Consider the following 20,148-nt stretch of genomic DNA (forward strand, 5'->3'; position numbering starts at 1 on the left):
CGAACCATGTCCAATCATCAGGTCCATATCATCGGCGGCGGCCTCGCCGGATCGGAAGCCGCCTGGCAGCTGGCGCAGGCCGGCATTCGCGTCCGCCTGTCGGAAATGCGGGGAACGGGAGACATGACCCCGGCGCACCAGACCGATGGCCTTGCCGAACTGGTCTGCTCCAACAGCTTCCGCTCCGACGATGCCGACAAGAATGCCGTGGGCCTGCTGCATCAGGAAATGCGGCGGCTGGACTCGCTCATCATGGCGCAGGCCGAACCCGCCAAGGTGCCGGCCGGCTCCGCGCTTGCCGTCGACCGTCATCTCTTTTCCGGCGGCGTCACCCGCGCGCTCGCCGAACATCCCAATGTCGAGATCGTGCGCGAGCGGATCGACACGCTGCCCACCGAAGGCACGACCATCGTCGCCACCGGCCCGCTGACCGCCGCCGCCCTCGCCCAGAGCATCGGCCAGGCGGCTGGCATGGAGCATCTCGCCTTTTTCGACGCGATCGCGCCGGTCGTCCATCATGACAGCATCGACATGGACCAGTGCTGGATGGCCAATCGCTGGGACAAGATCGGCCCCGGCGGCGGCGAGGGCAAGGATTATATCAACTGCCCGATGGACAAGGAGCAATATCAGGCCTTCGTCCAGGGGTTGCTCGACGGCGAGAAGACCGAGTTCAAGGAATGGGAGTCCAGCACCCCCTATTTCGAGGGCTGCATGCCGATCGAGGTCATGGCGTCGCGCGGGCCGGAAACACTGCGCCACGGGCCGATGAAGCCGATGGGTCTCGACAATCCGCGCACCGGCCGCTGGCCCTATGCCGTCGTGCAGCTGCGGCAGGATAATGCGTCGGGAACGCTCTGGAACATGGTCGGCTTCCAGACCAAGCTGAAACATGGCGCGCAGGTCGAACTGTTCCGCACCATTCCGGGGCTTGAAAAGGCCGAGTTTGCGCGGCTGGGCGGGCTGCACCGCAACACCTTCATCCAAAGCCCCAAGCTGCTCGACCCCACGCTGCGCCTGAAAAGCGCCCCCCATATCCGTTTTGCCGGGCAGATGACGGGCTGCGAAGGCTATGTCGAGAGCGCCGCCATCGGCCTCATCGCCGGGCGTTTCGCGGCGGCTGAACTGCTGGGCCGCGACCTGACGCCGCCGCCCGCCGACACGGCGCTGGGCGCGCTGCTCGGCCATGTGACGGGCAATGTCGAGACGGCGGACTATCAGCCGATGAACGTCAATTTCGGCCTCTTCCCGACGCTGGAAGACGTGAAGAAGAAACAGCGCAAGGAAGCCTATACATCCCGCGCCCGCGCCTCCTTCGGCGCGTGGATGGGCGAGATGGAACTGGCCTGACGCTATAAATTTCGGGTCAACATCTGCACTTCGGCTTAGGCGCCCGCTTGGGCGCGGTCGCGGCGAACTCCGCCGGGGTCAGCTTGCCATCCTTGTCCGCGTCCGCTGCGCCGAAGCGGTCGGCCGTCGCCACCGCCCATTCCTCGAAGGACAGGAGGTTGTCACCATCCTTGTCCAGCGCCTTGAACGCCTTGGTGCGGCTGCCCATCATCTCGACGCGGGTGATGACGCCATCGCGATTGCGGTCATAGCGGGCGAAGCGCTTCTGCTCGCGGCTCTGCGGACTGGCCTCGCCCGGCATCGGTGGCGCTTCGCCGACGGCATCGGGATCGCCCTCCGGCAGGCTCTCGATTTCGGGCGGTGGCGGCGGCGCGCTCGCCAATTGGGGCACAGGTGCAGTATCCGCGCGCCCCTGCCACCAGAACAGTCCGCCCGCGACCAGCAGCAGCGCCGCCATGCCCCCCGCCAACACTCGTCCCATGCCGTCCCCCTCAGCTTCGGAGCGCGGAACCTATCCCGATAGACTAGCGCCCGACAAGCGCGATCCGCAGCAGCCTGAGCGCCAATCCGCGCGGCATCCCCGCCGGCGCGCCCTGTCCCGCCAACACATCCTGCCGAGCGAGAGTGAAGGCGATCCGCTGCGGCTTCCAGGCGCGCGGCCAGCGTGCGCCCTCGACCTGCGGCAACAGATCGCGCGCCATCTTCAACGCGGCCTCCGACAGCGCCGGATCATCGACATGGCCGACCAGATCCCAGAGCGCCCAGACCTGCCCCGCCGCAACCAGCCATTCGGGCGCGTCGTCAACCTCCGCCCCAATCTCTGCGAGCGCCCGGAACAGCCCGCCGCCACGCCCCACCGCATAATCGCGCAGGCCATCGGCATCGATCTCCGGCTCGACCACCAGCACTTCCCAGCCGTCGATCATCGCGACAAGGCCGGGCGCGGCCATCGCACCCGTCGCCCGCATCGCGTCCACGACCGGCTCGCCCCGCCCCTTGCGCGCGTCCGCATCCTCGATCACGTCGTTCCACCAGGCAAGCCGCATCTGCCCGATCGTCCGCTCGCTGGTCGTCCGCGCGACCTTGGCCAGCCGCCCGTCAAAGCCCCAGATCGCCCGATGCCGCGCCGCCCGCGACCCGGCATGGGCGCTCAACAACATGGCGAGCGGCGGCAGCGCATCTTCTTCCCCGCTCATCGCACAACTCCGCACATCCAAAGGGTTCGTCGGGTTATCGGTCCTTTAACCATCTTCCTCATACACATTCTAACGGGTGGGCCTGCATAGGCCGGGATAAGGCCCAGTCCATATTGGGCACGCGGGCGCGACATGGGTGATTGCGGACAAATGGGCAAGTCGAACGGACATCAAACGGGCTTTCTGGCGCGGCTGCTGCGAAACCAGGCCGGCAACACCATGGCGATCGTCGCAGCGGCGATCATCCCACTGGCCGCGCTGATCGGTGGCGGTCTCGACATGGGCCGCTCTTATATGGCGCGCGCGCGCATACAACAGGCGTGCGACGCCGCCGCCCTCGCCGGCAGGCGCGCCATGACGACGTCATCCATGACCGATTCCGACAAGGCTGAAGCGAAGAAATTCTTCGACTTCAACTTTCCCCAGGGAACGTTCCAGACCGCCAGTTTCACGCCCGTCATCCAAAGCAAGCCCGGCGAAACCACCACCGTGCAGGTGACGGCGGCAACGACGATCCCCACCACCGTGATGAAGATGTTCGGCTACAGCACGTTGGCGCTCTCGGTCACGTGCGAAAGCCGGTTCGACATCGGCAATACCGACGTCATGCTGGTGCTCGATACCACCGGATCGATGGCCTACTCCATCTCCGACGGCAACGGCGGCACAACCACCCGCCTGGCCGCGCTCAAGCAGGCGGTGAAGGATTTCTACGACACGCTGGGCGCGGGTTCGGACAGCACCGGCCGGATCCGCTACGGCTTCATGCCATATAGCTCGACCGTCAATGTCGGCTATCAGCTACCCTCCACCGCCCTGGTCGGCGGCAGGAGCGGCGAGACATGGACCTACAACAGCCGCCGCATGACCTATTACAACAATACGGCCCTGACCACGAGCACCTGCTACCGCAAATATAACAACAACAACTGCCGCACGACGCTCGCGACTGCGGAAAGCGATTCCGGCAACACCCGGACTCAAAGCCAATGCTACAACTGGGGCAACACGGCCGCCACGCTGAGCGGGTCCGCGCCGAACACCATCACCAAAGTGACCTACACCCCCGAAACCTACAATGGCGTCTCACCCGTGCCGTCATCCGGCTCGACCGCGCGCTCCTGCGTCCGGCGTGAAACCACGACGACCCATAATAGCGGCTATGTCGCTGGTACCGGCTGGTCCGAACTGAAACTGGAATATGGGGATTATGACATCCCCGTATCCGCCTACATCGCTGGCAGTTCGATCGCCAATCCAACCTATTATGTCAGCACGCCAAATGACGTGGATGGCGAGCCTGTGCCGGCGACCGTCACATGGTCGGGCTGCATCGAGGAACGATCGACCGACAGCACCATCACGGCCACCACCTCGACCGCGTCCGTCCCCGACAACGCCCATGACCTCAATATCGACGAAGCGCCGACCGACACCGATACGCGATGGCGCCCGCATTGGCCCGAAGTCGAGTTCACGCGAGCGGGAGCCTATCTGAACGACGCCACGCGCATCAGCGGTGGCTGGAACGCCTGCCCCAGCCAGTCGCGGCGGCTAGCCAGCTATGCCAGCCGCAGTTCGACCCCGGCCGGCATGACGAGCAGCTTCAATGCCTATGTCGACGGCCTGATCGCGGTAGGCGGCACCTATCATGACATCGGCATGCTGTGGGGCGCGCGCTTCCTGTCGCCGACCGGCATCTTCGCCAGCGACAACGCCAGTGCGCCCAACGGCTTCAACATCTCCCGCCATATCGTGTTCATGACCGATGGCGACATGAGCGCCTATCAGAGCGTCTATGGCGCCTATGGCTATCAGGTGCTGGACGGCCGCGTCGCGGCGACCAACACCAACGACACCGGCCTCACGGCGATTCACAACCAGCGCCTCCAGATGCTGTGCAATGCGGTCAAAGGCAAGAAGATCACCGTCTGGGTGATCGGATTCCGCAACCAGTCCGAAGGCGATATCCAGACCCCGTTGCAGGGTTGCGCCTCCTCTTCCAACCATTGGACCATGGCCTATACCGCTGCTTCGCTCAGCCAGAAGTTCAGGGATATCGCCAAGAATATCGGCGGCCTGAGGCTGTCGCAATGATCGGGCGCATGCGACGCCTCCTTGCCCGCCTGCGCGATCATGCGCGGGGCGCGACGCTGCTGGAGTTCGGACTGGTCGCGCCGGTTTTGATCCTTACCATCATGGCGATCGGCGACCTGGCCTATCAATCCTATCTGCGCGCGGTTACGCGCGGGGTTCTGGAAAAGGCCGCACGCGCGGCATCGGTCGGCACGCTCAATACGACCCAGATCGATGCCTATATCGAAGCGCAGATGGCCACGATCAACACCAAGAACGGCACGACTTCGACGACAAAGAAGAGCTATTATAACTTCTCCCGCGTCGGGAAGCCGGAAAAGATCACCACCGACACGGCTCCTCTGGGCACCTACAATACGGGCGACTGCTACGAAGACGCCAACAACAACGGCACTTACGACACGAACAGCGGTGCGTCTGGCCTGGGTGGCGCGGACGATATCGTCTATTACGAAGTCACCGTGTCGATGCCGCGCCTGTTTCCGATGGCAAAATTTCTCGGATGGAGCGCAACGCAATCCGCCACCGCCACCACCATGGTCCGCAACCAGCCCTGGTCCAACCAGAGCGCGCCGACGATCCGTTGCTGAGGACGCCGATGCCCCGTCTTTTCCCTTTCGCGGACCGCCTGCATCGCGATGATCGCGGTGTGGCACTGATCGAGTTCGCCATCTCCTTGCCGGTATTGGTGATATTATGCCTGGCGGGTCTCGAATGCGCCAATCTGGCGCTGGCGCATTTGCGCGTCAGCCAGGTCGCCATGCTCGTCGCCGACAATGCCGCGCGCGTCCGTACCTCGATCGACGAAGCCGACGTCAATGAGATCATGACCGGCGCGGACCTGTCGACAGAGGCGTTGAGGCTGAAAGCCAATGGCCGCATCTTCCTGTCCGACCTTGAACCCAACGGCAAAGCCAGCCCGAACACCGGTCAATATATTCGTTGGCAGCGTTGCTGGGGCAGCGGCAGCTTCACGTCCAGCTATGGCGTGGCGGGCAATGGCCAGAATGATGCGAGCATGGTGCTGGGCATGGGGCCAGGCACCACGGCTGCGACCAAAGTGACCGCCTCCAGCGGCACCGCCGTCATGTTCGTGGAAGTCGCCTATAATTACCAGCCGCTGGTCAGCAATGCGATCTTCGGCAACAGGGTGATCCGTTACAGCAGCGCCTTCAATGTGCGCGAACGGACCGATCAGGCGATCAAGAACGCGGGCAACCTGGCGACTTCGGCCACCGCCGCCTGCACCTGATGGAAAAAGGGCGGCCCGTCAGGACCGCCCTTTCCTCTTCTTACTTGTAGCAGACCTTCTTGGCTGCCTCGACCACGCGGGCCGCGTCGATCAGCGCCGCCTTTTCGAGGTTGGCGGCGTAAGGCAGCGGCACGTCCTCGTTGGTGACGCGCAGGACCGGGGCGTCGAGATCGTCGAAGCCCTTTTCCATGACCACGGCAGCGATTTCCGACGCGATCGAGCAGGTCGGCCAGCCTTCTTCCACCACGACGAGGCGGTTGGTCTTCTTCAGGCTCTCCAGCACCGTCGCGGTGTCGAGCGGGCGCAGCGTGCGCAGGTCGATCACTTCGGCGTCGATGCCCTCGGCCGCCAGCGTTTCCGCCGCGTCGAGCGCCAGGCCCACGCCGATCGAATAGCTGACCAGCGTCACGTCCTTGCCCGGACGCATGATGCGCGCCTTGCCGATCGGCAGGACATAATCGTCAACCTTGGGCACGTCGAAGCTGCGACCGTAGAGAAGTTCATTCTCCAGGAACACGACCGGGTCGGTCGAGCGGATCGCGGCCTTGAGCAGGCCCTTGGCGTCGGCCGCGTCATAGGGCGCGATGACGATCAGGCCGGGGACGGCGGCATACCAGGGACCATAGTTCTGGCTGTGCTGCGCGCCAACGCGGCTGGCCGCGCCGTTGGGACCACGGAACACGATCGGGCAGCGCATCTGGCCGCCGGACATGTAGTTGGTCTTGGCCGCCGAGTTGATGATGTGGTCGATCGCCTGCATGGCGAAGTTGAACGTCATGAACTCGATGACCGGACGCAGGCCGCCCATGGCCGCACCCGCGCCAATGCCGGCAAAGCCATATTCGGTGATCGGCGTGTCGATGACGCGCTTGTCGCCGAATTCGTCCAGCAGGCCCTGCGTGACCTTGTAGGCGCCCTGATATTCGGCCACTTCCTCGCCCATCACGAAGACGCGCTCATCCTTGCGCATTTCTTCAGCCATCGCGTCGCGCAGTGCTTCGCGGACGGTCGTCTTGACGAACTCGGTGCCGGCCGGAAGATCCGGGTCCTGCACGGTCGCCCGGGCTTCCGACGCCAGCTTGGACGTGCCGCTTTCGGCCTTCTTGGGCGCTTCCTCGGCCTTGGGGGCTTCCGCAGCCTTGGGTGCTGCAGGCGCCGGAGCGGCCGCTTCGCCGTCCTCGCCCGCCCCATCTCCAGCCATCGTCGCGATGACGGTGCCGACCTTCACGCCTTCGGTGCCTTCGGCAATCACGATCTGGCCGATCTTGCCTTCATCGACGGCTTCGAATTCCATCGTCGCCTTGTCGGTTTCGATTTCGGCGAGGATGTCGCCGGACTTCACTTCGTCGCCTTCCTTCACCAGCCACTTGGCCAGCGTGCCTTCTTCCATCGTCGGGGAAAGGGCCGGCATCTTGATTTCGATACCCATCAATATTGCTCCACCAGCACGTCGGTATAGAGTTCATGCGCTTCGGGTTCAGGCGAAGTTTCGGCGAAATCGGCCGCCTCAGCGACGATCTTGCGGATATCCTGATCGATCACCTTGATCTCGTCTTCGCTGACGCCGGCATCGATCAGATATTTCTTCACGCCCTCGATCGGGTCGGACTTTTCGCGCACGGCCTGCACTTCGTCACGCGACCGGTACTTGGCCGGATCGGACATGGAGTGACCGCGATAGCGGTAGGTCTTCATTTCCAGCAGGATCGGGCCATTGCCCTCTTGCACCCACTTCAGCGCTTCCTCGGTCGCGCCGCGCACGGCGAGAATGTCCATACCGTCAACCTGGAGGCCGGGGATGCGGAAGCTTTCGCCGCGACGGTAGAGCTGGTCTTCCGACGAGGCGCGGTTGACGCTGGTGCCCATGGCATACTGGTTGTTCTCGATCACGAAGATGATCGGGAGCTTCCACAGCTCGGCCATGTTGAAGGATTCATAGACCTGGCCCTGGTTGGCCGCGCCGTCGCCGAAATAGGCGACGCAGACGCCGCCGTCATTGTTATATTTGTGCGCGAAGCCCAGGCCTGCGCCCAGCGACACCTGCGCGCCGACGATGCCGTGACCGCCGTAGAATTTATGTTCGACGCTGAACATGTGCATCGAACCGCCCTTGCCGCGCGAGATACCCGCTTCGCGACCAGTCAGTTCGGCCATGATAACCTTGGGATCGATGCCATAGGCCAGCATGTGACCATGATCGCGATAGCCGGTGATGACGCTGTCCTTGCCGGGCTTGAGCGCCGACTGGATGCCCACCGCGACCGCTTCCTGGCCGATATAGAGGTGGCAGAAGCCGCCGATGAAACCCAGGCCGTAAAGCTGGCCGGCCTTTTCCTCGAAGCGACGAATGAGAACCATCTGCCGATAGAATTCCAGCAGCTCTTCCTTGCTGGCCTTGTAGTCAGTCGGCGTTTGCGGGCGCGGGCGGTTATGGTCCGCACCGGCAGTGGCGGGTGCAGCCGCCTTTGCCTTTGCGCTCGCTGCGCGCGGCGTCGTTGGTTTCGCCAAGGCTGTTATCCTTTTGCGTGGGGGTAGGATGGAAGGAGCCTCGATATAGCGGCAGAGTTGCATATATTGCAACGGCGGACGCCGCGGAATCCGGGCAAAACCAATAGCTGCCGCCGAAAACTGATGACTCTCAAGGCGCTCTGCGGCGGAGGCTTCGACACGCTCGCAGCATTATTACCGAGACGGCTTTTCCGGCGCAAAATCCTTGCGCAGCACACCAGCGCGCGCAAGGTTCAGTTGAGCGGGACGATCACTTCGTCATGGTGAATCACGCCAAGCTGGCGGCGGATCAGTTCATCCGACAGGTCGGGATCGACCCGGCGCGGATTGAGCAGGTCGACGCGGTTGCGCAGTTCGGCGCGGGCTTCCTGGGTCTTCTTGAGTTCCGCCTGCGCCTGACGCAGCTGGCGGGTATAATCGCCCCAGGCCAGCACGCCGTTCGACCCCAGCACGACATAGCCCGCGAACGAAAGCAGCAGGAGCAGCGCGATCGCAGGACCAAAGGCCGACGCCAGCAACAGTCGAAGTTTCGCGATATGCGCCATGGACTAGTGGAATCACAGCAAAAGGCCGGCCGCAAGTGAAAAAATGTCAACTTGCGACCGGCCGAATATTTTGGTCCTTCAGGACCGACTTTTAACGGAAGATCGAGCGCCCCGCATAGACGGCGATATCGCCCAGTTCTTCCTCGATGCGGATCAGCTGGTTGTACTTGGCCAACCGGTCCGAACGGGCCAGCGAACCGGTCTTGATCTGGCCGCAATTGGTCGCGACGGCGAGGTCGGCGATGGTCGCATCCTCGGTCTCGCCCGAACGGTGCGACATGACCGCCGTGTAGCGCGAGCGGTGGGCCAGATCGACGGCAGCCAGCGTTTCGGTCAGCGTACCGATCTGGTTCACCTTCACCAGCAGCGAATTGGCCAGACCCTTGCCGATGCCCATGGCGAGGCGCGCGGGGTTGGTGACGAACAGGTCGTCGCCGACCAGCTGGACCTTGTTGCCGATCTTGTCGGTCAGCGCCTTCCAGCCCTCGAAATCATCCTCGCTCATGCCGTCCTCGATCGACTTGATCGGATAGTCGGCGCAGAGCGCGGCGAGATAATCGGCCATTTCGACCGGGCTGAGCGACAGGCCTTCGCCCGAAATCTCATACTTGCCGTTCTTGAAAAATTCGGTCGCGGCGCAGTCCAGCGCCAGCACGACGTCGTCGCCCGGCTTGTAGCCCGCCTTCTCGACCGACAGCATGATGAAGTCGAGCGCATCGCGGGTGGAGGCGATGTTGGGGGCGAAGCCGCCCTCGTCGCCGACCGAGGTCGCCAGACCCTTGTCATGCAGGCCCTTCTTGAGGGTGTGGAAGATTTCCGAACCGATGCGGACCGCGTCGGCGATGCTTTCCGCACCGACCGGCATGATCATGAATTCCTGGAAGTCGATCGGGTTGTCGGCATGTTCGCCGCCGTTGATGATGTTCATCATCGGCACCGGCAGGACATGCGACGACACGCCGCCGACATAGCGATAGAGCGGCAGGCCGCGCGCATCGGCGGCGGCCTTGGCGGTGGCGAGCGACACGCCCAGGATCGCGTTGGCGCCCAGGCGCGACTTGTTCTCGGTGCCGTCGAGCGCGATCATCGCGGCGTCGACTTCGGCCTGGTCCTCGGCGTCGAGGCCGATGATCTGCTCGGCAATCTCGTCATTGACGGCGGCAACGGCCTGAAGCACGCCCTTGCCCAGATATTTGCTCTTGTCGCCGTCGCGCCTCTCGACCGCCTCATAGGCGCCGGTGGAGGCGCCCGAAGGCACGGCGGCGCGGCCGAAGCTGCCGTCTTCCAGCATGACGTCGACTTCGACGGTGGGGTTGCCACGGCTGTCGAGGATCTGGCGGGCGTGGATGTCGAGAATAGCGGTCATGATCGCTCCCTGATGAACGGCCCTGCACGGCCGGGGCTATTTCGCGCCCCGCTTAGCCAGCGCCTCCCGCCTTGGCAATGCGGGGGGTTGCGCGATGCGAAAAAATGCCGATGCTCAAAATGTAACGGCAACGGAACTGTAGGCCGCCGCGAAGCATTAGGAGCATGACCCCGCCGCGTTCCCCCGCGGCCGCCATGCTGGACATGAAAGGGAGATTGACGACGATGGCCGACACACCGGAAACCCCGCCCGTCAAGCGCGTGAAGAAGACGCCCGTGGCCAAGCCTGTAAAGGCGAAGCCGGTCAAGGCGACGACTGCCGCCGCTGCGCCGGTCAAGGCGGCGCCGGTCAAGAAGGCCGCGACGCGCAAGGCTCCTGCGCCCAAGAAGCCGGGCAATGGCGCCGCTTCCCATGGCTGGGCCGCACAGATCGCGCCGATCAAGGAGCAGGCCGAAAAGGTCGCGAAGGCCGCCGCCGACAAGATCAACGCTGTCGACTGGACGCCGATCAAGGAGCAGGCGGGCAAGACCGCCCGGTCTGCCGCCGACGCCGCCAAGGACAAGACCGGCACCGCGATGCAGAGCCTTGCCAAGCTGATTTCCGACACGGCCGGGACGGTCGACGCGAAGCTCGGCCCGCAATATGGCGACTATGCGCGCCAGGCGGCGGAATCGGTGGCCGGTGCAGCAGATACGCTGGACAGCAAGGATGTCGACGAGCTGATGACCGAGGCGCGCGACTTTGTCCGCAAGAGCCCGGCGGTGGCGATCGGCGCGGCGGCGGTGGTCGGCTATGTGCTGATGCGCCTCGCCAAGGGATCGGACGATAAGGCCTGATCGGCGCGCCTGCTTCCTTGACCGACGCACGTTCCTGAACGGACGCACAGGCCCGCAAGGCGGGGCGGAGGGATTTTTGATCGACGAACCAGCGGAAACGGCGGTGACGCCGCGGGCCGATGGGCAGCATGACGCGTCCGACGAGAGCGTGAAGGACGTGTTCGCCCGCCTTTACGCTGACGGATGCGCCTATGCCGCTGCCGAGGCGGAAAAGCAGAAACTGCGTGCGGGCATTGCTGCAGCGGGCATCCGCAACGCCGCGATCCTTGGCGGCATTGCCCTGATCCTGGCCTTTGCCAGCATTGTCGCGTTGCTGATCGGCCTCATCATCGCCCTCGCCCAGCAGGTCGGGCCGCTCTGGGGCACGCTGATCGTGGTCGGCGGCGCGCTGCTGATCGTGGTCGTGCTGTTGCTCGCGGCCAAGGGCTGCATCAGCCGCATGAAGAAAGCGATCAGGCCATGAGTCGGGAACTCGACTTTCGCGAAGCCTCTGTACGCGCCGACGCCGCACGTGCCCAACTGCTCGCCACCGCGGAGGACGCCAAGGCGCGCGTCGCGCCCGCGCGCCTCAAGCAGGATGTGAAGGACGGGATCGGCGGCGCGGCCAAGGACGGCATCGCGCTCGTCGCCGCCAAGGTGCAGCAGCGGCCCGTCGCAATCGGCGCAGCGGCCGGCGCCTTTGGGCTTTTCCTGGCCCGGCGCCCGCTGGCGGCACTTTTCCGGCGGCTATACGTTCGCTTCAGGAACCAAGATTCAGAAAATTCGGAGACTGACGATGGCTGACATCCGCGCCCAATTCACCCGCGTTCGGGAAGCCGCCAATGATGCGGCGATTACCGCGACCGACCGGATCAAGGACACCACCGACAAGGCACGCGAAAGTGCCGGCGACCTGCTCCAGAGCGGGCGCGACAAGGCGAGCGAGGCCTATGGCGATGCGAAGGACCGCACCCAGCGCGTGGCCGCACGCGCGAACGAGATCGTGCAGGAACATCCGATCGCGGCCGTCGCCGGCGCGGTCGCCGTGGGCGCCGTCGTCGCCTGGATGTTTCCCAAGAGCCGTCGCGCGATGAAGGCGCTGCCCGGCCTTGCCGCCAGCGCCGGGACGAAAGTGGTGGAAGCCGCCATCGCTGCCCGTGCCGCAGCGGCCGAAGCAGCCGTGACCGCGCGGGACGCAGCCGCCGATGCCGCCGTCGCCGCGCGCGACGCTGCCGTCGAAGGCGCGGAAACGGTGAAGCAGGGCGCGAGCAACGCGCTGCACGCTGCGGGCGATGCCGCGTCGAGCGCGAAGGACAGCGTCGCATCGGCCGAAATCCCTGCCAGGGCGTCGAAGCTCGCCGACGATGTCGCCACTCTGGTCGCAGCCAAAGTCGATGCGCTGAGCGAAGCGATCAAGGCGCGATTGCCGAAAAACTAATCGCGATTGCCCGATACGCAATCGACACTTGCCTCTCCTCTCCTTGGCTGATCGCGACGTCAGTGCTAGAGCATCGCCCACTAAAATCCGAACCCGCTGACAGGCGGGATCGGATTTTGTGGAAAGCGATGCGACGGAAAAAATGCACGCGCTCGCCATCAGCTAAAGGAGAACAATGAGACCATGAGCAAGATGCATCTGGTGATGGGTGGTCGCGTCACCAACCCGCAGACGCTGGAATTTCAGGACCTGAGCCAGGTCGATCTGGTCGGTGTGTTTCCCGACTATGCCTCGGCCGAAAAGGCCTGGCGCAGCGCCGCGCAGCGCACCGTCGACGATGCCGAGATGCGCTATGTGATCGTGCACCTGCACCGCTTGCTGGAACCGGAACTGCCGAACGGCTGATCCAGTCTTCCCCAACCCGTTCGGGCTGAGCCTGAACGGGTTTTGATTTTCAGTTCACTACCCGCGGCTTCTTTCGGAAGCGCCAGCGCAACAGCGGCCGCGTCAGCGCCAGCCCTGCCAAAAAGCCGCCGATATGTGCGGCAATCGCGATCTGGCCCAGATCGCTGAACCCACCGGACGTCGCCACCCCGATCATGAGCTGGATCGCGACCCAGCCCGCCGCCAGCCATAGCACCCGCACCAGATTGGCCGATAGCGGCCCCACCCTGCGCACCTGCTGCTGGCTGTAGAGCAGGGAATAGGTTGCCAGGATCGCGGAAATCGCCCCGCTCGCCCCCACCATCGGATTGGTCGAGGCCGGATCGATCGCCCATTGCGCCAGACAGGCCGCATAGCCGCCGACGCCGTAGAGCAACAGCGTCCCGCCCCAGCCCAGCACATGCTCCACCTGCCGCCCGCAGAAGAGCAGCATCAGCATGTTGAAACCGATGTGAAGCCATCCGGCATGGATGAGCGTGCAGGACAGCGGCGTCAGCCAGGTCGGCACCGCCACCATGCCCTGCAACAGGGCCGGTTCGCCGATACGCGCAGGGATGAAACCGCCAAGGATTGCGGCGTCATCCACCTTGCCCGTCAGGTACAGGAGGAGGAAGGCGGCGACACTGATCGCCGCGATCCCGTTGGTGGCGCGACCGGCTGGCAGTCTCACGGCGTCAAATGAACTGAATCTTGTCGACCAGGTAGAATTTGTCGCCCGACGGGACCGACACTTCGACCTCGTCGCCGACTTCGCGGCCGATCAGCGCACGGCCCAGCGGGCTGTTATAGCTGATCATGCCCGCCTTGGCGTCCGCCTCGGCCTGGCCCACAATCTGATACTGGATCGGCTTGTCGTCCTCGTCCAACAGCGTCACGGTCGCGCCGAACACGATCTTGTTGCCCGACAATGTGGTCGGATCGATAATCTGGGCGCGCGACAGCTTGTCTTCCAGATCGTTGATCGTCGCCTCGACCTGGCCCTGCCGTTCCTTGGCCGCATGATATTCGGCATTTTCCGACAGGTCGCCATGCGCCCGCGCTTCCTCGATGGCGTCCACGATCAGGGGTCGTTCGGCCTTCAGTTCGCGGAGCTGCGCATTGAGCTTGTCATAGCCCTGCTGCAGCATCGGCATCTTCTCGACGGTCGCCATTCCCTAAAAATCCTTCGTCAAAACTTCCCTCTGGCGACTCCTTCGACAGGAGCCGCCCCGCAGCATCATTCCTTGTGCAGGGGTTCAGGCTTGCGACAGGGGATAATAGGACTGGAGCGAGCGCACTTCAAGGGCATGCCCCCGAAGTGCCTCGATCGCATCCGCCGCAGCGACGCTGGCCGCTGCCGTGGTGAAGCTGGCGATCTTGGCGCGCAGCGCCGATGTGCGGATCGCCTTGCTGTCCTTGAGCGACTGCCAGCCTTCGGTGGTGTTGAAGATCAGATGCGCGTCGCCGTCGGTGATCCGGTCGACGATGTGCGGGCGTCCCTCGGCCACCTTGTTCACCGTCTCGACCGCGATGCCCTGCCCTTCCAGATAGGACGCGGTGCCGCCCGTCGCGATGATGGTAAAACCCATGCCCGCCAGCTTCTGCACCGCCGGCAGGATAACCGGCTTGTCGCTGTCCTTGACCGACACGAAGACCGTGCCGCTGGTCGGCAGCACAGTACCCGCGCCCAGCTGCGCCTTGGCGAAGGCGGTCGCGAAATTGCTGTCGATTCCCATGACTTCGCCGGTGCTCTTCATTTCGGGCGAGAGGACCGGGTCGACGCCGGGGAATCGACCGAACGGGAAAACCGCTTCCTTGACCGCGACATGGCTGATCGCGTTGCGGTCGATCGTCGGCAAATCCTTCAGCTTCTCGCCCGCCATCACGCGGCTGGCAATCTTGGCGATGGGCGTGCCGATCGCCTTGGCGACGAAGGGCACGGTGCGGCTGGCGCGCGGGTTGACCTCGATCAGATAGACCACCCCGTCCTTGACCGCGAACTGGATGTTCATCAGGCCGCGCACCGAAAGCGCGCGGGCCAGAACCTCGGTCTGCCGCTCGATTTCCGCGATGACCTCGTCCGACAGGCTGTAAGGCGGCAGCGAACAGGCGCTGTCACCGGAATGGACGCCCGCTTCCTCGATATGCTGGAGTACGCCCGCCACCACGACATCGTCGCCGTCGCACAGCGCGTCCACGTCCACCTCGACCGCATCGCGCAGATACTGGTCGATCAGCACCGGGGAATCGCCCGACACCTGCACGGCGGTGGTGATATATTCCTCCAGCTGCGCCTGACCGTCGACGATCTCCATGGCGCGACCGCCAAGGACGTAGGACGGACGCATCAGCACCGGATAGCCGATGCGGTTGGCGACCGCGATCGCCTCCTCACGGCTGCGGGCGATGCCGTTGGCGGGCTGCTTGAGCTTCAGCTTGTCGATCAGCGCGGCGAAGCGCTCGCGATCCTCGGCCAGGTCGATCGCGTCCGGGCTGGTGCCCAGGATCGGGATACCCGCATCCTCCAGCGCCTGCGCCAGCTTGAGCGGCGTCTGCCCGCCAAACTGCACCAGCACGCCGGCCAGCGTCCCCTGCGACATTTCGACATGCAGGATTTCCAGCACATCCTCCGCCGTCAGCGGCTCGAAATACAGGCGATCGGACGTGTCATAGTCGGTCGACACCGTTTCCGGGTTGCAGTTGACCATGATCGTCTCATAGCCGACCTCGCCCAACGCGAAGCAGGCATGGACGCAGCAATAGTCGAACTCGATGCCCTGCCCGATCCGGTTCGGACCGCCGCCCAGGATCACGACCTTCTTCCGGTCGCTGGGCTGCGCCTCATTCTCCGCCTCGCCGAAGATCGGCGCTTCGTAGGTCGAATACATATAGGGCGTCTTCGCCTCGAACTCGGCGGCGCAGGTGTCGATGCGCTTGAACACCGGGCGCACGCCCAGCCTGTGACGCAGCTTGCGCACTTCCTCTTCGGTCACGCCGCCGGTCATGGCGACGACGGCGTCGTGGATCAGGCCCGAACCGCGCGCGATGCCGCGCTCATTGCCGCGCAGGTTCGCGGACTTGAGCGCCAGCCAAGCGAGGCGCTTGTCGGAAAAGCCCATGGCCTTGAGGCGGCGCATGCCGTCCGCATCCTGCGGCAGGCCGTTTTCCAGCACTTCGGCTTCGGCGTCGACGATTTCCTTGATCCGCTCCAGGAACCAGGGGTCGAACTTGGCGATATTATGGATTTCCTGAACGGTGAGGCCTTCGCGCAGAGCCTGCGCGGCGACCAGCAGCCGATCAGGCGTCGCCTGCGCCAGCGCGGCGATGATGTCGTCCTTGGGCGCGCCGACCAGATGGTCGACCTGATTGAAGCCGCTGAGGCCGGTTTCCAGACCGCGCAGCGCCTTCTGCATCGATTCATGAATGTTGCGGCCGATCGCCATGACTTCGCCGACGGACTTCATGGCGGTTCCGAGCAGCGGCTCGGCGCCCTTGAACTTTTCGAAGGCGAAGCGCGGGATCTTGGTCACGACATAGTCGATGGTCGGTTCGAACGACGCCGGGGTCGCGCCGGTAATGTCATTCTCGATCTCGTCCAGCGTATAGCCGACGGCCAGCTTCGCCGCGACCTTGGCGATCGGGAAGCCGGTCGCCTTCGACGCCAGCGCCGAGGAACGCGACACACGCGGGTTCATCTCGATCACGATCAGGCGGCCATCCTTCGGATTGACCGAGAACTGCACGTTGGAACCACCTGTTTCCACGCCGATTTCACGCAGCACCGCGATGCTCGCGTTGCGCATGATCTGATATTCCTTGTCGGTCAGCGTCAGCGCGGGCGCGACGGTGATGGAGTCGCCGGTGTGGACCCCCATCGGATCGACATTTTCGATCGAGCAGATGATGATGGCGTTGTCGTTGCGATCCCGCACAACCTCCATCTCATATTCCTTCCAGCCGATCAGCGATTCCTCGATCAGCACCTCGGTCGTCGGCGACGCGTCCAGACCGCCACGCACGATGTTGACGAACTCTTCGCGATTATAGGCGATGCCGCCGCCGGTGCCGCCCATGGTGAAGCTGGGGCGGATGATCGAGGGAAGGCCGGTAAACTCCAGCGCCTCCAGCGCCTCTTCCATCGTGTGCGCGATGCGCGAACGGGCGCTTTCAAGGCCGATCTTGTCCATCGCGTCGCGGAACTTGATCCGGTCTTCCGCCTTGTCGATGGCTTCGGCGTCCGCACCGATCATCTGGACACCGAACTTTTCCAGCGTGCCGTCATTATAGAGCGCCAGCGCCGTGTTCAGCGCGGTCTGCCCGCCCATGGTCGGCAGCACCGCATCGGGCCGCTCCTTCTCGATGATCTTCGCCACGATTTCGGGCGTGATCGGCTCGACATAGGTCGCGTCGGCAAATTCCGGGTCGGTCATGATCGTGGCCGGGTTGGAATTCACCAGGATGATGCGATAGCCCTCTTCCTTGAGCGCCTTCACCGCCTGCGTGCCCGAATAATCGAACTCGCACGCCTGGCCGATGATGATCGGACCAGCGCCGATAATGAGGATGGAGGAGATGTCGGTTCTTTTAGGCATCGGGCTTATCGCAATCCAATTGCATATGTTGTGGCTTAATCGGGAAGCCGGACCAATGAAGGCTTATCAAAAGCTTCGAAAGGGGCGGAGCGCCATCGCTGGCTTTGAAAGTTATTCTTTCACAATTATGTTCAGCATCCTCGCGCCTGACCAAATCCCACCCCATCGGTTCGGCTCGTTTAACGATCCGATCGCACATCCAGTGCGCCGCGCAGTACTGAAAGTACTTGATGTCATCACGATCAAAAGCTTCGATCTTTCGAAGATCGATGATGAACTTGACGAGCATCGAAATCGCCAGGAAAGCGAGGAATACCGTAATGAGAACGGCTCTCCAATGGACGAAGAGCCAATCAAAAATCAATGCACGCCCCCCGCCTGCGCCTCGCAGCCCCAGCCGTCATATTCGACGCCGCAGAGGATTTCGATCTGGAGGCACTTTTTGGTCAGCGCGCGGATCGAGGCTTCGTCGACCGGCTGCACGCATTCCAGAAACAGGAACAGGTCGCCTTCCTCATCCTCTTCCCGGTCCAGTTCGACAAAGCCGAACTGGCTGGCGATGGTCAGGACGCGCTCGAAATCCTTCTCGCTGCCCTTGAAGCTGACGTCCACGGGCCGGGCGATCCGCGCCACGTCGCCATTGGCGGCCAGATTGGCGAGGACGGCCTTGTCCGCCTCCCACTCTGCGGCAAGGCGCGCTTCGTCCACCGGGGGCAGGTTCTGGCTCACGCCGCGACCGGCTTCTTGATGCCGTCCACGAACCGCTTGAACAGATAGAAGCTGTCCTGCGGGCCGGGCGAGGCTTCGGGATGATATTGTACCGAAAAGGCGTTCTTGTCGGTGAGTTCGATGCCGCAATTGCTGCCGTCGAACAGCGACACATGGGTCGATCGCGCATTGGCGGGCAGCGTGTCGACATCGACCGCAAAGCCATGATTCATCGACGTAATCTCGACCAGACCGTCCGACAGGCGCTTGACCGGATGGTTCGCGCCGCGATGGCCCTGATGCATCTTGATCGTCTTGGCGCCGACCGCCAGGCCCAGCAGCTGGTGGCCAAGGCAGATGCCGAAGATCGGCATATTGTCGGTCAGCAGCGCGGCGATCACCGGCACGGCATAGGCGCCGGTCGCGGCCGGATCGCCCGGACCGTTGGACAGGAACACGCCGTCGGGCTTCTGCTCCATCACCTGTTCATAGCTGGCCGTGGCGGGCAGCACGGTGACGCGCGCGCCGGCCTGCACCAGATTGCGGAAGATATTGTTCTTCGCGCCATAATCGATCGCGACGACATGGGGGCGCTCATCGCCCGCCTCATCGAGGCCATAGCCGTGGCCCAGCTTCCACACGCCGTCCTTCCACAGGCGGCTTTCCTTGCCCGTGACTTCGATGGCGAGGTCCATGCCTTCGAGGCCCGGCCAGCTTGCGGCCTTGGCGGCGAGCGCGGCGATATCGAACTTGCCCTCGGGATCATGGGCGATCACGACATTGGGCGCGCCCTTGATGCGGATCAGGCGGGTCAGCGCGCGGGTGTCGACCCCGGCAAGGCCGATGCGGCCATTTTCGCGCATCCACTGGTCGAACGGTTCGACATTGCGGAAATTGCTGGGCGCGGTGACATTCTGCCGCACGATGCAGCCGAGCGCATGGGGCGAGGCCGCCTCGACATCGTCCAGATTGGTGCCGACATTACCGATATGGGGGAAGGTGAAGTTGATGATCTGCCCGGCATAGGAGGGATCGGTCATGATCTCCTGATAGCCGGTAATAGACGTGTTGAAGCAGAGTTCGCCCACCGCATCGCCGACCGCGCCGAAGCCGCGACCGAAGACAGCGGAGCCGTCCGCAAAAACCACGACCCCTGTCGCTCCTTTGGGCACAATGAGGGTCTTGGCGTCTGCCATGGTCTGCGGTCCTTTATGCTTTTGCGGGAACCCGTCTGGAGCGGGTTAAACGGCCGGTCAGGTAGGCGCGCATCCTCCCAAGGTCAACGTCTGTTAAAAATCTCTTTTGCCGTTATATCTACTCCTTTCCCGAAGAGACAGGATTCATTCGCCCATGATTCGCGACACCATCAAGAGCGCCCAGATCGAGTCGATGAAGGCCGGCGACAAGGACCGTCTGGCCGCCGTGCGCCTGATCCTGGCGAAGCTGAAGGACCGCGACATCGAACTGCGCACCGCGTCCAGCGTGCCGGACGACGACGCCGTGGTCGTGGAAGTGCTGCAGAAGATGGTGAAGCAGCGCCGCGAATCGATCGATATGTTCAGGAGCGGCGGCCGCGACGAACTGGCCGCCAAGGAACAGGTCGAACTGGACGTGATCGAAGGCTTCCTGCCCCAGCAGCTGAGCGAGGAAGAGACGAAGGCCGCGATCGAGGGGATCAAGGCCGAAGTCGGCGCGGAAAGCGTGAAGGACATGGGCCGCGTGATGGCGGTGCTGAAGGAACGCCATGGCACGGTGATCGACATGAGCAAGGCCAGCGGGCTGGTGAAGGCGGCGCTTGGGTGAACGACGACGGGGGAGCGCCACGCACTCTCCCCCTCCCGCCTGCGGGAGGGGGCCG

General features: G+C 63.8%; 22 protein-coding genes. 10 read left to right on the forward strand and 12 right to left on the reverse strand.

Annotated features, from left to right (window positions below; translation table 11 throughout):
• The first annotated feature begins 6 nt into the window (after positions 1-6).
• Positions 7-1,350 carry a methylenetetrahydrofolate--tRNA-(uracil(54)-C(5))-methyltransferase (FADH(2)-oxidizing) TrmFO gene (gene trmFO, locus DM806_RS21315; protein WP_179045163.1) on the forward strand — a complete coding sequence of 448 codons (1,344 nt, stop codon included), beginning with the start codon at positions 7-9 and terminating at the stop codon, positions 1,348-1,350.
• A 16-nt stretch (positions 1,351-1,366) separates the two neighbouring features.
• Here the strand turns inward: trmFO and DM806_RS21320 are convergent, their stop codons facing one another.
• Entirely contained in the window at positions 1,367-1,831 is a 465-nt protein-coding gene (locus DM806_RS21320) for an EF-hand domain-containing protein (RefSeq protein WP_179045164.1), read from the reverse strand.
• 43 nt (positions 1,832-1,874) lie between these two features.
• Positions 1,875-2,546, reverse strand: a complete 672-nt coding sequence (locus DM806_RS21325) for a hypothetical protein (protein WP_179045165.1) — start codon at positions 2,544-2,546, stop codon at positions 1,875-1,877.
• Between the two features lie 150 nt (positions 2,547-2,696).
• On the opposite strand from DM806_RS21325, the gene DM806_RS21330 reads away from it, so the two are divergent.
• The 3 genes from DM806_RS21330 to DM806_RS21340 are packed head-to-tail and all read left to right on the forward strand — an operon-like array spanning position 2,697 to position 5,895.
• Positions 2,697-4,643: a Tad domain-containing protein gene (locus DM806_RS21330; RefSeq protein WP_179045166.1), complete on the forward strand. Its 1,947-nt coding sequence runs from the start codon at positions 2,697-2,699 to the stop codon at positions 4,641-4,643.
• 8 nt (positions 4,644-4,651) lie between these two features.
• Positions 4,652-5,233, forward strand: coding sequence for a TadE/TadG family type IV pilus assembly protein (locus DM806_RS21335; RefSeq protein WP_179045167.1), 582 nt, complete (start codon positions 4,652-4,654; stop codon positions 5,231-5,233).
• Positions 5,234-5,241: 8 nt separating this feature from the next.
• Entirely contained in the window at positions 5,242-5,895 is a 654-nt protein-coding gene (locus DM806_RS21340; protein WP_179045168.1) for a TadE/TadG family type IV pilus assembly protein, read from the forward strand.
• A 40-nt stretch (positions 5,896-5,935) separates the two neighbouring features.
• Here DM806_RS21340 and DM806_RS21345 read toward each other — a convergent pair whose 3' ends face one another.
• The 4 genes from DM806_RS21345 to eno form a co-directional block, all read right to left on the reverse strand.
• The gene (locus DM806_RS21345) at positions 5,936-7,324 is read right to left on the reverse strand and encodes a pyruvate dehydrogenase complex E1 component subunit beta (protein ID WP_179045169.1); all 1,389 of its coding nucleotides are present in this window, start codon (positions 7,322-7,324) and stop codon (positions 5,936-5,938) included.
• Positions 7,324-8,403 carry a pyruvate dehydrogenase (acetyl-transferring) E1 component subunit alpha gene (gene pdhA, locus DM806_RS21350; protein ID WP_179045170.1) on the reverse strand — a complete coding sequence of 360 codons (1,080 nt, stop codon included), beginning with the start codon at positions 8,401-8,403 and terminating at the stop codon, positions 7,324-7,326. The genes DM806_RS21345 and pdhA overlap by 1 nt, the downstream gene beginning before the upstream one ends.
• A gap of 233 nt (positions 8,404-8,636) precedes the next feature.
• Positions 8,637-8,948, reverse strand: coding sequence for an FtsB family cell division protein (locus DM806_RS21355; RefSeq protein ID WP_179045171.1), 312 nt, complete (start codon positions 8,946-8,948; stop codon positions 8,637-8,639).
• Positions 8,949-9,039: 91 nt separating this feature from the next.
• Positions 9,040-10,314: a phosphopyruvate hydratase gene (gene eno / locus DM806_RS21360; protein ID WP_179045172.1), complete on the reverse strand. Its 1,275-nt coding sequence runs from the start codon at positions 10,312-10,314 to the stop codon at positions 9,040-9,042.
• A 224-nt stretch (positions 10,315-10,538) separates the two neighbouring features.
• On the opposite strand from eno, the gene DM806_RS21365 reads away from it, so the two are divergent.
• From DM806_RS21365 to DM806_RS21385, 5 genes are all read left to right on the forward strand, one after another.
• Positions 10,539-11,150: a hypothetical protein gene (locus DM806_RS21365; protein ID WP_179045173.1), complete on the forward strand. Its 612-nt coding sequence runs from the start codon at positions 10,539-10,541 to the stop codon at positions 11,148-11,150.
• A gap of 76 nt (positions 11,151-11,226) precedes the next feature.
• Positions 11,227-11,613, forward strand: coding sequence for a hypothetical protein (locus DM806_RS21370; RefSeq protein ID WP_179045174.1), 387 nt, complete (start codon positions 11,227-11,229; stop codon positions 11,611-11,613).
• Positions 11,610-11,933: a hypothetical protein gene (locus DM806_RS21375; protein WP_179045175.1), complete on the forward strand. Its 324-nt coding sequence runs from the start codon at positions 11,610-11,612 to the stop codon at positions 11,931-11,933. The genes DM806_RS21370 and DM806_RS21375 overlap by 4 nt, the downstream gene beginning before the upstream one ends.
• Complete coding sequence (locus DM806_RS21380; protein WP_179045176.1) at positions 11,926-12,567, forward strand: DUF883 family protein; 642 nt, start codon at positions 11,926-11,928, stop codon at positions 12,565-12,567. Before DM806_RS21375 ends, DM806_RS21380 begins: the two co-directional genes overlap by 8 nt.
• A 183-nt stretch (positions 12,568-12,750) precedes the next feature.
• On the forward strand, positions 12,751-12,972 hold the full coding sequence (locus DM806_RS21385; protein ID WP_179045177.1) for a DUF4170 domain-containing protein: 222 nt from the start codon (positions 12,751-12,753) through the stop codon (positions 12,970-12,972).
• A gap of 49 nt (positions 12,973-13,021) precedes the next feature.
• Here the strand turns inward: DM806_RS21385 and DM806_RS21390 are convergent, their stop codons facing one another.
• The 6 genes from DM806_RS21390 to carA all read right to left on the reverse strand — a co-directional run bounded on the left by DM806_RS21390 (position 13,022) and on the right by carA (position 19,486).
• Complete coding sequence (locus DM806_RS21390) at positions 13,022-13,681, reverse strand: rhomboid family intramembrane serine protease (RefSeq protein ID WP_179045178.1); 660 nt, start codon at positions 13,679-13,681, stop codon at positions 13,022-13,024.
• A 4-nt stretch (positions 13,682-13,685) separates the two neighbouring features.
• Entirely contained in the window at positions 13,686-14,162 is a 477-nt protein-coding gene (greA, locus tag DM806_RS21395) for a transcription elongation factor GreA (protein WP_179045179.1), read from the reverse strand.
• Between the two features lie 84 nt (positions 14,163-14,246).
• On the reverse strand, positions 14,247-17,582 hold the full coding sequence (carB, locus tag DM806_RS21400; RefSeq protein ID WP_179045180.1) for a carbamoyl-phosphate synthase large subunit: 3,336 nt from the start codon (positions 17,580-17,582) through the stop codon (positions 14,247-14,249).
• The gene (locus DM806_RS21405) at positions 17,575-17,871 is read right to left on the reverse strand and encodes a hypothetical protein (RefSeq protein WP_179045181.1); all 297 of its coding nucleotides are present in this window, start codon (positions 17,869-17,871) and stop codon (positions 17,575-17,577) included. The genes carB and DM806_RS21405 overlap by 8 nt, the downstream gene beginning before the upstream one ends.
• 71 nt (positions 17,872-17,942) lie before the next feature.
• Positions 17,943-18,311 carry a ribonuclease E inhibitor RraB gene (locus DM806_RS21410; RefSeq protein ID WP_179045182.1) on the reverse strand — a complete coding sequence of 123 codons (369 nt, stop codon included), beginning with the start codon at positions 18,309-18,311 and terminating at the stop codon, positions 17,943-17,945.
• Positions 18,308-19,486 carry a glutamine-hydrolyzing carbamoyl-phosphate synthase small subunit gene (gene carA, locus DM806_RS21415; RefSeq protein WP_179045183.1) on the reverse strand — a complete coding sequence of 393 codons (1,179 nt, stop codon included), beginning with the start codon at positions 19,484-19,486 and terminating at the stop codon, positions 18,308-18,310. The genes DM806_RS21410 and carA overlap by 4 nt, the downstream gene beginning before the upstream one ends.
• Before the next feature lie 154 nt (positions 19,487-19,640).
• Between carA and DM806_RS21420 the strand changes: the two genes are divergently transcribed.
• Complete coding sequence (locus DM806_RS21420; protein ID WP_179045184.1) at positions 19,641-20,093, forward strand: GatB/YqeY domain-containing protein; 453 nt, start codon at positions 19,641-19,643, stop codon at positions 20,091-20,093.
• Positions 20,094-20,148: the final 55 nt, after the last annotated feature.

This window comes from Sphingobium lactosutens (genome assembly GCF_013393185.1).
In the GTDB taxonomy this organism is placed as follows: Bacteria; Pseudomonadota; Alphaproteobacteria; order Sphingomonadales; family Sphingomonadaceae; genus Sphingobium; species Sphingobium lactosutens_A.

What these genes read in the sequence shown, in the direction of transcription:
- trmFO (WP_179045163.1), top strand. Translation starts at nt 7, where the DNA reads ATGTCCAATCATCAGGTCCATATCATCGGCGGCGGCCTCGCCGGATCG.
- DM806_RS21320 (WP_179045164.1), bottom strand. Translation starts at nt 1,831, where the DNA reads ATGGGACGAGTGTTGGCGGGGGGCATGGCGGCGCTGCTGCTGGTCGCG.
- DM806_RS21325 (WP_179045165.1), bottom strand. Translation starts at nt 2,546, where the DNA reads ATGAGCGGGGAAGAAGATGCGCTGCCGCCGCTCGCCATGTTGTTGAGC.
- DM806_RS21330 (WP_179045166.1), top strand. Translation starts at nt 2,697, where the DNA reads ATGGGCAAGTCGAACGGACATCAAACGGGCTTTCTGGCGCGGCTGCTG.
- DM806_RS21335 (WP_179045167.1), top strand. Translation starts at nt 4,652, where the DNA reads ATGCGACGCCTCCTTGCCCGCCTGCGCGATCATGCGCGGGGCGCGACG.
- DM806_RS21340 (WP_179045168.1), top strand. Translation starts at nt 5,242, where the DNA reads ATGCCCCGTCTTTTCCCTTTCGCGGACCGCCTGCATCGCGATGATCGC.
- DM806_RS21345 (WP_179045169.1), bottom strand. Translation starts at nt 7,324, where the DNA reads ATGGGTATCGAAATCAAGATGCCGGCCCTTTCCCCGACGATGGAAGAA.
- DM806_RS21355 (WP_179045171.1), bottom strand. Translation starts at nt 8,948, where the DNA reads ATGGCGCATATCGCGAAACTTCGACTGTTGCTGGCGTCGGCCTTTGGT.
- eno (WP_179045172.1), bottom strand. Translation starts at nt 10,314, where the DNA reads ATGACCGCTATTCTCGACATCCACGCCCGCCAGATCCTCGACAGCCGT.
- DM806_RS21365 (WP_179045173.1), top strand. Translation starts at nt 10,539, where the DNA reads ATGGCCGACACACCGGAAACCCCGCCCGTCAAGCGCGTGAAGAAGACG.
- DM806_RS21375 (WP_179045175.1), top strand. Translation starts at nt 11,610, where the DNA reads ATGAGTCGGGAACTCGACTTTCGCGAAGCCTCTGTACGCGCCGACGCC.
- DM806_RS21380 (WP_179045176.1), top strand. Translation starts at nt 11,926, where the DNA reads ATGGCTGACATCCGCGCCCAATTCACCCGCGTTCGGGAAGCCGCCAAT.
- DM806_RS21385 (WP_179045177.1), top strand. Translation starts at nt 12,751, where the DNA reads ATGAGCAAGATGCATCTGGTGATGGGTGGTCGCGTCACCAACCCGCAG.
- greA (WP_179045179.1), bottom strand. Translation starts at nt 14,162, where the DNA reads ATGGCGACCGTCGAGAAGATGCCGATGCTGCAGCAGGGCTATGACAAG.
- carB (WP_179045180.1), bottom strand. Translation starts at nt 17,582, where the DNA reads ATGCCTAAAAGAACCGACATCTCCTCCATCCTCATTATCGGCGCTGGT.
- DM806_RS21405 (WP_179045181.1), bottom strand. Translation starts at nt 17,871, where the DNA reads ATGCTCGTCAAGTTCATCATCGATCTTCGAAAGATCGAAGCTTTTGAT.
- carA (WP_179045183.1), bottom strand. Translation starts at nt 19,486, where the DNA reads ATGGCAGACGCCAAGACCCTCATTGTGCCCAAAGGAGCGACAGGGGTC.
- DM806_RS21420 (WP_179045184.1), top strand. Translation starts at nt 19,641, where the DNA reads ATGATTCGCGACACCATCAAGAGCGCCCAGATCGAGTCGATGAAGGCC.